Origin of the sequence: Amycolatopsis sp. cmx-11-12 (assembly GCF_046269425.1) — a bacterium.
Taxonomy (GTDB): Bacteria; Actinomycetota; Actinomycetes; order Mycobacteriales; family Pseudonocardiaceae; genus Amycolatopsis.
The window spans coordinates 96,412-110,721 of sequence record NZ_JADNQM010000005.1; the positions used below are offsets into that span (position 1 = coordinate 96,412).

Annotated in this window: 13 protein-coding genes; 9 read left to right on the top strand and 4 right to left on the bottom strand. The window is 68.0% G+C overall.

The features are described from left to right. Positions 1 to 3: 3 nt before the first annotated feature. Genes ACLARN_RS08795 through ACLARN_RS08835 form a run of 9 tightly spaced genes read left to right on the top strand, consistent with a single transcriptional unit; the run spans position 4 to position 8,320 of the window. Positions 4 to 843, top strand: coding sequence for an MlaE family ABC transporter permease (locus ACLARN_RS08795; RefSeq protein WP_409490810.1), 840 nt, complete (start codon positions 4 to 6; stop codon positions 841 to 843). Further along, positions 840 to 2,063 carry an MCE family protein gene (locus ACLARN_RS08800; RefSeq protein WP_409490811.1) on the top strand — a complete coding sequence of 408 codons (1,224 nt, stop codon included), beginning with the start codon at positions 840 to 842 and terminating at the stop codon, positions 2,061 to 2,063. Before ACLARN_RS08795 ends, ACLARN_RS08800 begins: the two co-directional genes overlap by 4 nt. Next, complete coding sequence (locus ACLARN_RS08805) at positions 2,060 to 3,073, top strand: MCE family protein (protein WP_409490812.1); 1,014 nt, start codon at positions 2,060 to 2,062, stop codon at positions 3,071 to 3,073. The genes ACLARN_RS08800 and ACLARN_RS08805 overlap by 4 nt, the downstream gene beginning before the upstream one ends. Further along, entirely contained in the window at positions 3,070 to 4,080 is a 1,011-nt protein-coding gene (locus ACLARN_RS08810) for an MCE family protein (protein WP_409490813.1), read from the top strand. The genes ACLARN_RS08805 and ACLARN_RS08810 overlap by 4 nt, the downstream gene beginning before the upstream one ends. Next, positions 4,080 to 5,084: an MCE family protein gene (locus tag ACLARN_RS08815; protein ID WP_409490814.1), complete on the top strand. Its 1,005-nt coding sequence runs from the start codon at positions 4,080 to 4,082 to the stop codon at positions 5,082 to 5,084. The genes ACLARN_RS08810 and ACLARN_RS08815 overlap by 1 nt, the downstream gene beginning before the upstream one ends. Continuing rightward, a complete protein-coding gene (locus ACLARN_RS08820; RefSeq protein ID WP_409490815.1) occupies positions 5,081 to 6,064 on the top strand; it encodes an MCE family protein in 984 nt (327 codons plus the stop codon). Before ACLARN_RS08815 ends, ACLARN_RS08820 begins: the two co-directional genes overlap by 4 nt. Continuing rightward, entirely contained in the window at positions 6,064 to 7,164 is a 1,101-nt protein-coding gene (locus ACLARN_RS08825; protein ID WP_409490816.1) for an MCE family protein, read from the top strand. The genes ACLARN_RS08820 and ACLARN_RS08825 overlap by 1 nt, the downstream gene beginning before the upstream one ends. Before the next feature lie 5 nt (positions 7,165 to 7,169). Then, positions 7,170 to 7,673: a hypothetical protein gene (locus ACLARN_RS08830; protein ID WP_076167262.1), complete on the top strand. Its 504-nt coding sequence runs from the start codon at positions 7,170 to 7,172 to the stop codon at positions 7,671 to 7,673. 11 nt (positions 7,674 to 7,684) lie between these two features. Continuing rightward, positions 7,685 to 8,320, top strand: coding sequence for a hypothetical protein (locus tag ACLARN_RS08835; protein ID WP_409490817.1), 636 nt, complete (start codon positions 7,685 to 7,687; stop codon positions 8,318 to 8,320). Between the two features lie 389 nt (positions 8,321 to 8,709). Here the strand turns inward: ACLARN_RS08835 and ACLARN_RS08840 are convergent, their stop codons facing one another. The 4 genes from ACLARN_RS08840 to ACLARN_RS08855 all read right to left on the bottom strand — a co-directional run bounded on the left by ACLARN_RS08840 (position 8,710) and on the right by ACLARN_RS08855 (position 14,077). After that, positions 8,710 to 9,954, bottom strand: coding sequence for a PucR family transcriptional regulator (locus ACLARN_RS08840; RefSeq protein WP_409490818.1), 1,245 nt, complete (start codon positions 9,952 to 9,954; stop codon positions 8,710 to 8,712). Positions 9,955 to 9,986: 32 nt separating this feature from the next. Further along, complete coding sequence (locus ACLARN_RS08845; protein ID WP_409491015.1) at positions 9,987 to 11,177, bottom strand: helix-turn-helix domain-containing protein; 1,191 nt, start codon at positions 11,175 to 11,177, stop codon at positions 9,987 to 9,989. Between the two features lie 339 nt (positions 11,178 to 11,516). Continuing rightward, a complete protein-coding gene (locus ACLARN_RS08850) occupies positions 11,517 to 12,515 on the bottom strand; it encodes an alpha/beta fold hydrolase (protein ID WP_409490819.1) in 999 nt (332 codons plus the stop codon). A gap of 341 nt (positions 12,516 to 12,856) precedes the next feature. Further along, positions 12,857 to 14,077 carry a helix-turn-helix domain-containing protein gene (locus tag ACLARN_RS08855; protein ID WP_409490820.1) on the bottom strand — a complete coding sequence of 407 codons (1,221 nt, stop codon included), beginning with the start codon at positions 14,075 to 14,077 and terminating at the stop codon, positions 12,857 to 12,859. Between the last annotated feature and the right edge of the window lie 233 nt (positions 14,078 to 14,310).

A 14,310-nucleotide genomic window follows, 5' to 3' on the forward strand; every position in this document is an offset into this window, starting at 1 on the left:
CCCGTGACCAGCGTCCCCGAACGGGCCCGTGAGGCGTTCAAACGCCCCGGCAACAGTCTCTACGCTCTGGGCGACCAGTTGCTGTTCTACATCCGCGCCCTCGCGGCGGTACCGATGGCCATTACCCGCTATTTCCGCGAAATGGTGCGGTTGCTCGCCGAGGTGACCTTCGGCAGTGGTGCGCTCGCGGTGATCGGCGGCACGGTCGGCGTGATGGTCGGCCTCTGCGTGTTCACCGGGATCACCGTGGGGCTGCAGGGTTTCAGCGCGCTGAACCAGATCAACATCTCCGCGATGACCGGCTTCCTCACCGCGTACTTCAACACCCGTGAAATCGCGCCGCTCTCGGCTGGGCTGGCGTTGTCCGCGACGGTCGGCGCCGGGTTCACCGCGCAATTGGGCGCCATGCGGATCTCCGAAGAGATCGACGCGCTGGAAGTGATGGCGGTGCGCAGCATGCCGTATCTGGTCACCACCCGGATCGTGGCCGGGTTCATCGCGATCATCCCGCTGTACGTGATCGGCCTGCTGGTGTCGTACCTCGGTTCGCGGGTGACCACGGTGGTGTTCTTCGGCCAGTCGGGCGGCACCTACGACCACTATTTCACGTTGTTCCTGCCACCTGAAGACGTGCTGTGGTCGTTCGCCAAGGTGCTCGTGTTCAGCGTCGCCGTCATCCTCACGCACTGCTTCTACGGCTATCGCGCGTCGGGCGGCCCGGCGGGTGTCGGGGTCGCGGTAGGCCGGGCGGTGCGGACGTCGATCGTGTTGATCAGCGTGCTGGACCTGTTCCTCAGCTTGGCGATCTGGGGCTCCACGACGACGGTGAAGGTGTCCGGATGAGCACGCGGACACGGACACAGGCGGCCGGGGTGTTCTTCCTCGTCATCCTGGTGCTGCTCGGCTGGCTCGCCGTCGCCATCTTCAACAAGGACCTCGACCGCGTGGAACTGGTCACGCTCAAAACCGACCGCGTCGGCAACCAGCTGGCCCCGCCCGCCGAGGTCAAGGTCCGCGGCGTCCCGTTCGGCGAGGTCAGGGCGGTGCGGGGGAGCGCGGATGGCGTCGAAGTCGATCTCGCCATCGATCCGGCGAAGATCGATCAGTTGCCGCGCAACGTCTCGGCCCGGCTGCTGCCGAAGACGGTGTTCGGCGAGCGCTACGTCAATCTCGTGCTCCCGGAGCGGCCCGACGGCGTCTCGCTGCGGGACGGCGACGTCATCACCCAGGACCGGTCGTCCAACGCGATCGAACTGGAACGTGTCCTCGGCGATCTGCTGCCCCTGCTGCGGGCGGTGCAGCCGCAGAAGCTCAACAGTTCGCTCGGCGCGATCTCACTCGCGCTCGACAATCGCGGGAAATCCTTGGGAGACAGCATCGTCCAGCTCAACGACCTCCTCGGCCAGGTGAACCCGCTGATGCCGCAGTTCAAGGCGGACATCAGTGGCGTCGCCGACGTGGCCGATCTCTACACCAGCGCAGCACCGGACATCCTCACAGCCCTCTCGGATCTCTCCACCACCGCGAAGACCATTGTGGACACTCGTGCGGATCTCGACAAGCTGTACACCAGTGTCACCACCGCGAGCGGTGACCTGAACAAGTTCTTGGTGCAGAACAAGGACAACATCATCGGCGTCAGCGTGAAGAGCAGGCCGACACTGGAGCTGCTGTCCCGCTATTCGCCCGAGTTCCCGTGCCTGTTCGACGCGGTGAACCGGCTCAAACCGGTGATGGAGAAGGCCTTGGGCAAGGGCACCGGTGAGCCGGGGCTGCATGTGACGTTGTCCGTCCACGATCCGCGCGACAAGTACGTGCCGGGCCGGGACGATCCGCGGTTCGACCAAAAGGGCGGTCCTCGGTGCTACGGCGGGGGCGCGACTTCGGCGACGGTCTCTTTCGCCGCCGATGGGGACCTCGGCCCGGCCAATTCGAAGGGGGAGCGAGGGTTGGTCGCCGAGATCATGGCGCCGTCGCTCGGGATGAAACCGGCCGAGGTCCCGGACTGGAGCAGCGTGCTCGTGGGCCCGGCGTTGCGTGGAACGGAGGTGACCGTCCGATGAGGGGTGTCGCGAGCCCGGCGATCAAGGGCCTGATCTTCTTCGTGGTCACCGCGGTGGCGACCGGGATCCTGGCCATCACCATCGCCAACTCCGGGGTCGGCACGACGGTCGGCTACACCGCGAGGTTCACCGACGCGACTTCGGTCAACCCCGGCGACGAGGTCCGGATGTCCGGCGTCCGGATCGGCCAGGTGGACTCGATCGGGGTGGTCGACCGGCGCCTGGCGGACGTGCGGTTCTCGATCGAGAACAAGCGCCGGCTCACCTCGGGAGCCACGGTCACCATCCGGTACCGCAACCTCGTCGGCCAGCGGTACCTCTCGATCGACCCAGGCCCGGATGGCCCGGCCGTCCTCGGCGAGGGCGCGCTGATCCCGCCCGAGCGGACGCGGCCCGCGCTGGATCTCACGGCCTTGTTCAACGGGTTCAAACCGCTGTTCCAGGCGCTGTCGCCGAACGACGTCAACCAGTTGTCCTTCGAGATCGTCCAGGTGCTGCAAGGGGAAGGGAGCACCATCGACAGCCTGCTCGGGCACACCGCGTCGCTGACGAGCACGTTGGCAGGCAAGGACAAGGTGATCGGCGAGGTGGTCGGGAACCTCAACACGGTGCTCGACACGCTGAACTCGCAGGGCGACCAGTTCGACAAACTCGTCGACGTCACCGCGCAACTGGTCTCCGGGCTCGCCGGGGACGCGAAACCCATCGGGCAGGCGATCGGCGGGCTCGGCGAGCTCACCACCGCCACCGCGGATCTGCTCCAGGACGGCCGGGCGCCGCTGAAGTCCAGCATCACCACTCTCGGCGACCTGTCGAAGAACCTCGCCGACAACACCCCGGTGTTCGAGCAGTTCCTGGCGAATCTGCCGAAGAAGCTGGACCGCATGGGTGCGATGGTCTCGTACGGCTCGTGGTTCAACTTCTACCTGTGCTCGGTCAAATCGGACGCGCGGCCCGCCCCTGGCGGCCCGCCGGTCGGCATCCCGCTGACCCAAGGACGGTGCCGGTGAAAGCGCCAAGGATCAAACCCTTCCGCAGCCGCAACCCGATCGTCGTCGGCACCGTCACGGCGGTGCTGATGGCCGCGGCCGGCTCGGCGGTGTTCTTCTCCGACGACCTCCCGTTGGTCGGCGGCGGCGTCACGTACGCGGCCGAGTTCACCGAAGCCGCCGGGCTCAAACGCAACGACGAAGTCCGGGTCGCCGGGGTGAAGGTCGGCGAGGTCTCCGACGTCCTGCTGGACGGCGGCCGCGTCAAGGTCCTGTTCCGGGTCAAGGACACCTGGGTCGGCAACCGCACCACCGCCGCGATCAAGATCAAGACGTTGCTGGGGCAGAAGAACCTGGTCATCGACCCGGTCGGCAACGCGGAACTCGACCCGGACGAGCCGATCCCGGTGCAGCGCACGAGTTCTCCGTACGACGTCACCACGGTGTTCAACGACCTCGCGAACACCGTCGGCGCGATCGACACCGATCAGCTGGCGAAGGCTTTCGGGACGATGTCGGAAACGCTCGGTGCCTCCACGCCACAGGACGTCCGGACCGCCTTCGACGGCATCACCGCGCTGTCCAAGACGCTCGCGTCGCGCGACGAAGAACTGGTGAAACTGTTCCAGAACACGAACAAGGTGTCTCAGACGCTCGGCGACCGGTCGCAGCAGATCGAGGCGCTGATCCGCGACGGCAACACCTTGCTGACGGAGCTGAACGCGCGCAAGGACGCGATCGCGAAGCTGTTCAGTGGGGTGAAGAACCTGTCGGTGCAGCTCAAGGGACTCGTGGCGGACAACCAGAAGACACTCGGTCCCGCGCTCGACCAGCTCGACCGCGTCGCCACCGTGCTGCAACGCAACCAGGACAAGCTCAGCGAAAGCCTGCGCCTGGCCGGGCCTTTCTACCGGCTGCTCGGCAACGCGGTCGGCAACGGCCGCTGGATCGACACCTACATCTGCGGGCTCGTCCCGACCGGAAGCACTCCGGGTAGCTGTATGCCTTCGAGGAACGGGGGACGCTGATGGGGCGCCACTTCACGTTGTCCGATCTCGGGGCGCACGCCCGGCGCCGGGCCTGGGTGCGGCGGCTCGCGCTCGCCGTCGTCGCGGGACTGGTCGTGACGGCGGCCTGGCCGCTGCTGACCCGGCAGGCCGACCGCGTCCTGACCGGGTACTTCACCGCGACCGTCGGCGTTTACGCGAACACCGAGGTGCGTGTGCTCGGGGTCCCGATCGGTTCGGTGACCAAAGTCGAGCCGCGCGGCACGAACGTCGAGGTGACCATGACGGTCCGTCCCGACGTCAAACTGCCCGCCGACGTCGGCGCCGTCGTGATCACACCGAGCCTGGTCGCCGACCGGTACGTGCAGCTCACCCCGGTGTACGTGGGTGGGCCGGAGCTGGGCGGCGACGCCCGGATCCCGCCGGAACGCACCGTGACCCCGGTCGAGGTCGACGAACTCCTCGGCAGCCTCAACCAGCTGATGACCGCGCTGGGGCCGAAGGGCGCCAACAAGGACGGCGCTGTCAGCGACGTGCTGACCAAGGCCGCGACCTACCTCGACGGCAACGGCGGCAAACTCGGCGAGGCGATCAAGAATCTCGGCGAATTCGCCAGGACGGCCAGCGATTCCAAGGACGACCTGTTCAACTCCGTCGACAACATCAGCAAGTTCACCGCGATGCTCGCCTCGAACGACGGCAGGGTGAAGGAGGCGATCCAGCAGATCTCCTCGATCAGCAGGATCCTGGCCGATCAGCGCGACCAGTTCTCCGGCGCGATGACCGAACTCACCGAGGCGCTCAGCGTCGTGCAGGGCTTCATCAAGGACAACCGGGGCAAAGTGAAGTCCGATGTGGACAAACTCGCCGAGATCACCAAGGTGCTCAGCCAGCAGAAGGCGTCACTGAGCGAGGCACTCGACGCCGCGCCGAACGCGCTGGCGAACGTGCTCGGCGCGTACAACCAGGGCGCGGGAACGTTGGACGGCCGAGGGAACCTCACCGAATTCTCGGGGGCGAAATGAAGCCCCGGCTCAAGTGCGCGGCGATGCTGGCACTGACACTGGCGGCCACCGGCTGTAGCAGCGGTGTCGACGTCTACGACATCCCGTTGCCGGGTGGCGCCGCGCTGGGCGACCGTCCGATCCACGTCACGGCGAGTTTCACCAACGTGCTGGATCTCGTGCCGCAGTCCGGAGTGAAGGTCAACGACGTCCCGGTCGGCCAGGTACGGACGGTCGAACTGGCGCCGGACGGGCGCAGCGCGGTGGTCGGGTTGCTGCTCAACGGGGACGTGAGCTTGCCTGCCAACTCCGTCGCGCGGCTGCGGCAGGCGAGCATCCTCGGCGAGAAGTTCGTCGAACTCGCGCCACCGGACGACGGGACCCCGAGCGGTCGGCTCACCGACGGCGCGGTCATCCCGCTGGCCAGCTCGTCGCTGACTCCGGAGATCGAAGAGGTCTTCGGCGCGCTTTCCCTGCTGCTCAATGGTGGAGGCGTCGCGCAGGTGCAGAACATCACCCGCGAACTCAACGACGCGCTCGGCGGCAAGGAAAGCGCGGCCCGCAGCCTGCTGTCCAATTTGGACACGTTTGTACGAGGACTCGACGAGCACAAGGCCGAGATCACTCGCGCCATCGAGAGCGTCAACAAGCTCTCGGCGACGCTGAACGCGAACACCGAAGAGATCAAGGCGACGTTGAACGGACTCACGCCGGGCATCGAGGTGCTGAACGAGCAACGTCAGGCGCTGGTCGGGATGCTGAAGTCGCTGGACGGGCTCACGTCGGTCGCGGTCGATACGGTGAACCGCAGCAAGGACGATCTCGTCGCGGATCTGAAAGCGCTCGAACCATTCCTGCGCAAGCTGGCCGATTCCGGGGACAAGCTGCCGAAGGCGATGGAGATGATCTTCACCTTCCCGTTCCCCGACGCCGCGCTGGAGGCCATCCGCGGTGACTACCTGAACACGTTCCTGACCTTCAAGAACAGTGGTGGTCGCTGATGCTGACCAAGTTCGTCCGCGTCCAGTTGGTGGTCTTCGTGGTCATCGCCGTCCTCGGTGTCGCGTACGTCGGCGCGACGTACGCGGGGCTGGACAAGCTGGTGCTCGACCGCGGCTACACCGTCAAAGTGCGGCTCGCCACCGGTGGCGGCATCTTCAGCAACGCCGAGGTCACCTATCGCGGCGTGCCGATCGGCCGGGTCGGCGAACTGCGGCTGACCGCCTCCGGGATGGAGGTGGATCTCGAAATCGGGCCTGACAGCCCGGAGGTACCCGCGGACACCGAAGCGGTCGTCGCCAACCGGTCCGCCGTCGGCGAGCAGTTCGTCGATCTGCGTCCGCGCCGCGCCGACGGCGCCATGTTGCGGGACGGTTCGGTGATCAGCCAGGCGGACACGAAGATCCCGTTGCCGGTGGACGTCGTTCTGTCCAGTGTGGACTCTTTCGCCAACTCGGTGCCGAAGCCCGCCCTGCGGACCGTGGTCGACGAGCTGTACAACGCGACGTCCGACGCGGGCCCGGCGCTGGACCAGCTCGTCGGACGGGGGATCGAGTTCGTGCGGGAGGCGAGCGCACACGTCGGCCCGCTGACCAGGTTCGTTACCGACGCGCAGGTCGTGCTCGACACGCAGGTCTCACAGGCGGACGCGATCCGCTCGTTCGGCGCGAACGCGAAACTGCTCGCCGCGACGCTGAAGAGTTCCGACGGTGATCTGCGACGGCTGATCCCGGCCGTGCCGGCGGCGGCGAACGAGGTCAGCACGCTGCTGCGGGAGACCGGCCCGAGCCTCGGCATCCTGCTGGCGAACCTGCTGACCACCGCGGACGTGCTGGAAGCGCGGCAGGATGGCCTCGAACAACTGCTGGTCACCGCGCCGAAGGCGGTCGCCGCGGGCCACGCGATCATGGGCCCGGACGGCGCGCACGTCGGACTGTCGCTGACGTTCTTCGACCCGCCGCCATGCGTCACCGGCTACGGCACCGCATATCGCGATGGCCTCGACACATCAGCACGTCCGTTGAACACCGCGGCGCGCTGTGCCTTGCCGAAGGGCAACCCGACGAACGTGCGCGGCTCGCAGAACGTGCCGGGAAGGTGAAGCTCATGACTCGTATCGCTGCCCTGCTCGCGGCGGTGGCCACGGCCCTGGCGGCCTGGTTCGGCTACTCCTGGTGGGACGCCGGGAGAGACGACGCCGTCGCGCGGGCCACAGTCCGCGAAGACGCCTTGCAGGTGGGCAGGCAAGCGGTCGCCGCTCTGACCACTTTGGACTATCGACAGGCGGAACAGGGCTACCAGAACTGGCTCAACCTCACCGGTGGCGCACTCCACGACGAACTGGCGCGAGACAGGGACGGCGGACTCGGCCGGATCGGTCAAGCGAAAACCGTCACCACCGGCCGGGTCGTCGACGCCGCGGTGACCGAAGTGGACAGTGGCGGCGGGACCGCCGAGGTGATCGCCTCGGTCGAACTCGAGGTCCGGCCCGACGGCGGGGAAGCCGTGACCAAGCACAACCGGTTCCGCGCCGGCCTGAACCGGACACCGGACGGGTGGCGCGTGACGTCGCTCGGCCAAGTTCCGGTGACCGACACCGGAAAGCCCTGACGGAGGACGGAATGACCACGAAACGAGCCGTCAAACCCGTACGGCGCAGTGTGAAGGTGGCCGGGAAAATGGGCGGGAGCGCCCGGACCAGTGTCCTCGAACCTCCTCCTGAAGTCGCGGATGAGGTTGTCGAGGTCGTCGTTGTTCCTGTGCGGCGACGGGCTGCTGTCGTGTTCGGCGCGGTCGCGGTGGTGATGGCGGGCCTCGCGGGGTGGTTCGCGATCGAGGCGCGGGATGCCACGGCGGTACTGACGCACAACACCGCCCTGACCGACGTCGCCACGACCGCCGAGGTGAGCGACCAGGTCGGCAAGGCGCTCGGCACGGTCTTCTCCTACCGCTACGACGATCCCGCCAAGAGCGAGCAGGCCGCGAAAGAGGTACTGACCGGGCAGGCGCTGGGGCAGTACGACCAGCTGTTCGCGCAGGTCCGGAGCCTGGCCGTGGAACAGAAGCTGGTGGTGACCTCGACTCCGGTGGTGTCGGGCGTCAAGATCCTCGACGGTGACCGGGCGTCGCTGCTGGTGTTCCTGGACCAGACCGGGGTGCGGGGGGACGGGCAGCGGAGCACCGGTGCGGCTCAGCTGAGCGTGACCGCGGAACGTTCCGAGGGCCGTTGGCGAGTCACCGCCCTCGCCGCTGCTTGACGCTTCCGCAAGTAGTCGCCTACTTGCGCCGTGCTGTCGTTCCGTGAAGGCCTCCTTCCCTACTCTCAAGGTAGGGAAGGAGGCCTTCGCTACTTTGGGGCCGCTCGCCAAGTGGCCTGACGACCACCCCACCGCGGCCAGAATCCGGGCCACCCAACGTCGACCCTCAAGACACTCTCGGCCCTGAGTCGAGTGTCCCCAATGCGGCATTGGAGGCACTGAGCGACTCCAATGCCGCATTGGGGACACCGCGTGCTCGGGTGACCGCTCCAGTTGGCGCAAGTAGTCGCCTACTTGCGCCAACCCACCCGCGGCAACTCAACCCGCGTGAAGGCCCCCTTCCCTCGGCTCAGCCGAGGGAAGGGGGCCTTCACGCGGGAAAGCAGTCCTCAAGAAGGAGCGGCTCGCAAAGCCAGGATCATCTCGAACCGCCGCTCAGGATCGCGCAGCCCGTCCGAGAACAGCGCCTCAAGTTCCTGAGCGCGTGACCGTACCGTCTGCGGATGCACCGCGAGCCGTTCCGCCACCTCGCGAACGTTCCCGCACGTCTCCAGCCACGCCAGCAGCGTCCCGGCCAGCCGCGAATGCTGCTTCCCGGTCAGCCCGGCCAGTGGCCCGAGGCGTTCCCGGACCAGCTCGGTGGCCAAGAACGGTTCTTTGAGCAGCCAGAGACGCGAAAGATGGTCGACGCACCACGTCACGGGTTCGTCCGCGAGCCCGCCGGACTCGACGAGTCGCAGGGCCTCTCGCGCGGCCCGCAGGGAACGGGCCGCGAAGGTGGGTGGGACGGCGGGGCCGATCGCGGCCCGCCAGCCTGCCAGGTCTTCGGCGAATTGCTCCCGCTTGTCCGGTTCCGGAGCGGGCAGCAGCAGACAGGGGGAGGTGCTCTCGAAGTCGGCCAGCGCGTTCGAAGCAGCCGCCGGAACTTCGTCCGACGGCTGGTCGAGGGCGACGGCGACGAGCAGGTCCGGTAGCTGCCATCGGGCGAGATCGGCGGCGTTCTTGACCAGTTCGGGTGGGGACGGCGGGTCGGCGAGCAGGAGTTCCATGAGCCGGTGCCGACGGCGTTCCAGCGCGCCGGCGGCTTTTTCCCGTGCTTCCGCGTGGCCCTCGACCGACAGCGCCGACAGTTCGTCGATGTAGGCGAAGATGGCTTCCGCGAGCAGGCATAGCGTCGCCGAAGGTACGCCCGCGCGTCGGCCGGCGTCGGCCACCCGGCGCCAGGTCACCCTGGCCCCGACGCGGTACGCGGCCTGGAGGACGTCGACGTTGCGGCCCTGGTGGAACTCCTGGACACCCAGGCTCAGGAACACGCTCCGGCGGTCTTCCGACGGCGCCTCCGGGTTCCCGATCCGCTCCAGGAACTGCAGGAACGCCATCTGGACGCCGGTTTTGAGCGACTTCCCGAACGCGCCGTCCAGCGGCCGCGCGTAGTCGGGGATGGTCCGCTGGATCTCGCGGACCACCTCCCCGGCCACGTCGGCCAGCACCGGCCGGAACACGGTCGCCAGCTCTCTCGGCAGCAGCGCCCAGAGCTGGACGGGGCGCCCGCTCGTCCCACCCGGACGAGCGGGCGTGAGGAGCGGGCCGTACGTCGCTTCGACCCCGCTGCGGCCATCCTGCGGTCGGGTCACCTCGTCACCTCGTTGTGAGTGGGAAACGCTGATCAGTCCTCGGCGAGCAAGGCCTCCGCGCGCAGGGCGATCTCCATGTCGAGCCGGTCGTCGGCGTTGTTCAACCGGTCGCCGAAGAGATCGATGAGCTGGTGCATGCGATACCGGACGGTCTGGGGGTGGACCTTGAGTTTCTTCGCGATCTCCGGAGCGCTGCCCCGGGACTGCAACCAGATCAGCAACGTCTCCCCGAGCCGCGTCCGCTGCTTGGGGGTGAGGTCGTTGAACGGGGCGAGGCTGCGTGTGCACAGCTCGCGGACCAGGAACTCGTCGGCGAGCAGCCACAGGGTGGACAGGTGATCGCTGTACCTCGTGACCGGATTGTCCGGCAGCACCCCGCGCTGGACGAGCCGCAGCGTGCGACGGGCCCACAGCAGGGAGCGCGGCGCTTCGGTGAGCCGCACGGCCGGGCCGATCACCGCCCGCCAGCCGGGAAGCCGTTCGGCGAGGTCCTTCAGGTGCTTGTCGGGGTCGCCGGTGACCAGGCAGGGTTTGGGCCCCTCGAAGTCGACCAGGACGTCGGAGTCCAGGTCGGCGCTGTCGGGGTCCAGCGGGCCGAGCCGTCGTTCCAGCGCGACGACCGTGACCTCGGCGGGCAGCGCCCACTGGGCGTTGGCGGCGTGGGACGCGATCGACTGCGGTGAGGACGGCGGATCGGAGAGCATCAGTTCGAGCAACCTGCGCCTGCGTCTCGCTCTGGTGCCCGCGGCCCGTTCCTGGGCGGCCGTGTAGCCCTCGATGGACAGCGCGGAAATCTCGTCCACGTAAGCGAAGATCGCCTCGGCAGCGGTGCACAGGAGATCGGCGTCCGCTCCGATCGCCTGCCCGAATTCCGAGACGTGCCGCCAGGCGACGCGACCGCCGACGCGGTAGGCCGTCTGCAAGCAGTCGAGACTGCGACCCTCGCTGAACTCGACCTTCCCGAGATTGCGGAAGACCGCGGTCCATTTGTCGAGGGGGGCCGTCCCCTGACCGATGGTATCGAGGCAGTGCAGGATGGCTTGCCGGATACCCTGCGTGATGATCTGTCCGAACGCGCCTTCCAGCGGCTGCGCGTACTCGGGGACGGCTCGTTGCACCTCCTGAAGGATGGCTCGCGCCAACGGGTCGGCCCGGGGCCGGAACCTCTCGCCCAGCTCCCGGGGCAGTGACGCCCACAGTCCATTCGCGCCGGTGCTGCGCACGGGTCGGTTCTCCACTGGGGTTCTCGGTGCCGGCGTGAAGGCGCGCGGTCGCTGGACCGGACCCGGTGGCTGGCGGTGCGGGGTGGCGGGGTGACGCACGTCGGGGTCAGGCCGTGCGGTCCGCAGATCGTGCCGCGAGAACCCGGTATCCAAGTCGGTCATGTTTTTATCCTTGTTAGCAACAAAATCAGCCTCTTCAACGGTGAAGCCGATCCAGATTTTGTGGCTCACGCAACATAAAATCCGGCCGAGAGGACTGTCAACGGCTGGCGGGGCCTTGATCGGCCACCTGGATGGACTACACCCGAACGGGTGGTCCGATCCGGCGGCAAGTGACATTTAGGCACGCCTGAGATGGGGTCCGGGTGACAACTTTTCCGGGGCCTTTCGGGGCGCCTCCGGCCGGTCCGCGCCCTCGCTCGCTCGAACGAGGATCGCGACGACCTCGTCCAGGCTCAGCCGGGCGGGCGCGGTCTCGGCGAGGAAGCGTTCGATCTCGCCGCCGAACCGGGCCGGGTCGGCCACATGTGGAAAGTGTTTCGCATTTTCGAACACCGTCAAGCGGCTGTCCGGCAGCAATTCGGCGGTCTTCCGGCCGTGGTCGACCGGGATGAGCGGGTCGTGCGCGCCCCAGACGACGAGCGTCGGCACCTCCCTGGCGAGGTAGAGCTTGTCGACGGCGCTCGCGCGCTGGCCGCGGAGGTCGATCAGGCTGCGCGCGATGAACAGGAACGCCCGCCGCCGGCCGGGGTCGGCGAGGGACGAAAGATGCCGCGTGAGCTCACGCGTCTCGGGCGAGAGCTTTCCGCCGAGACCGCGGCAGGCGGCGGCGAGGCCGCGGGCGATCGCGACGGTGGCCGGGTTGACGGCGGCCCAGAGTGTCGCGTTGGCCCCCGGCAGCGCCGTCGCACGCAGGACCGGGGTCACCTGCGGCCCGAGTCCGGCGCTGCCCACGAGGATCAGCCGGGCGCACATCTCCGGGAACTGGTACGCGAACTGCATCGCGATCCCGCCGCCGAGGGAGTGTCCGGCGACGGTCGCGTGCCGGTTCCCGGTGAGCGCGAGGACGTCACGGACCACGCTGGCCATCGCGCCGAGGCCGTAGTCGGCCCGCGGCGAGCCCGAATCACCGTGTCCGGGAAGGTCGGGGACGAGCACGCGGCGGTCGAACCCGATCCGCTCGAAGTGGTCGAGCAACGGCACCCAGGTCTCGCCGCTGCCGGAGATCCCGTGCAGCAGCACGAGCGGCTCGCCGGTGACGTCCTTTGTGGACGGAAGGTATTCCCGCAACCGGATTTCCTGCCCGTGCAGGGTCAGTGTGCGCGTTTGGAGGACCATGTCCCGCCTTTCCGTTGTCAGGCGTCAAAATAACGGGTAGAACGCTTGCTTCGTCAGCGTGTCGCCGGACACGTCCGGTAATGGCGACCCGGGTGACAAGAATTCCGGGGCGGACCCCGAGCCGGATGCTAAAACCGTGACGGCGAGGCCGTTTCGCATCGACTTTTCCCCGCCGTCCCGGTATTCAGGAAAGCGTCGGTAAACACCCGTCACCACGGGGAGAAATGCGATGGCCTGCCGGGCGGACTTCCACGTCGATCAGCCGAGGGCGAAGCGTGCCCGCCGAGGCTTGCGCTGGGTGCTGCCCACTGTGCGGCCACCGGAACGACGGGTACGGCGCGTCAGTTCCCTGATGTCCCGTCGTCGCGGTGGTGGGCCCGCATGAGCCGCTGGGCGCGCAACGCGAGTTGCATGCCCAGCCGGTCGTCGGCGTCCTTGAGGCGGTCGCCGAACAGTTCTTCCAGTTGCCGCAGGCGGTTCCGCACGGTCTGAGGATGCACTCCCAGCCGTTGCGCGATCTCCGGTGCCCCGCCGCGGGATTCCAGCCACGCCAGCAGGGTTTCGCTGAGCCGTTCCTGTTGTTTCCCGCCCAGCGAGCTGAACGGGTCGAGGCTCTGCTTCGCCAGCTCGGCGCCGAGGAAGTCCTCGGCGAGCAGCCACAGCGTGGCGAGGTGGTCCCGGCACCAGATGACAGGGCCGGGCGCGTGTTCGCTGGACAGCAGTAACGCGCGGCGGGCGGTGCGGAGCGCGGCGGGGGCGTCGGCGAGCGGCACGACGGGGGACACCGCCGCACGCCAGCCGTCCAGTGCGTCCTTCAGTGGCGCGAGATCGGCGTCGGGATCCGCGGTGAGCAGATACGGCTCGGCGGTGTCGAGATCGAGCAGCACGGTGTCGTCCAAGAGATGGGCGGGGAACTCGAGCGCGCCCGGAGCGCGCTGAAGCGCGACCATGGCCGCGGCCCCCGGAACCCGCCATCCGGCGCCGTCGGCCAGGCTCGCGATGCTGCACGCGGACCCCTCCGGTGCCTGTGAGATCAGTTCGAGCAGGCGTCGGCGCCGCAGCGGGATCGCGCCCGCGGCCTTGGCCTCCGCCTCTTGGTATCCCTCGATCGTCGTGGCGCACAGTTCGTCGACGTAGACGAAGACGGACTCCGCCGCGAGCGCGATGACGTTTGGGCCGACGCCGAGCCCGCGCACGATGGGCCGCATCGAGCGCCATGCCGTCCGCGCGCCGATCGTCACGCTGTCGTGCAACGGTTCCAGGCTGCGGCCCTCGGTGAATTCGGTTCGTCCGCGCAGGCGGTAGAAGTCGATCCAGCGGTCGTGGGACACGTCCGGATCCCCGATGCAGTCGACGTAGTGGCGCACCGCCAGCTCGCAGGAGACGACGACGGCGCGGCCGAAGGCGCCGCGCAACGGCTGCGAGTACGCGGCGACCGATCGCTGCACCTGTCTGATCATGGCCGCCGCGGCGTGCCCGGTATGCGGACGCAGTTCTTCGCCGAGCGAACGCGGCAGCGTCGCCAGCATGCGGAAACTGCGGTACTCGACCACGAAGACCACCCTTTGATTTTCTTCGAACCGGGACGGGAAACGTGAATCCCTTTGCGCAACCGCGTCGGATCGACGGAACGGGCGCCGGGAGTGTTTCTACTGGATCGGCCGACGGCGTGTACCACGAATGTGACGTTGAATTGACGACGGAAAGTCGCGACGCTCCGTACCGGTGACACGGACGGGCGTTTCGGTGTGGCGGCTTTTGACACGGATGTGGCGCCGGTTCTACGCTCCGTGCA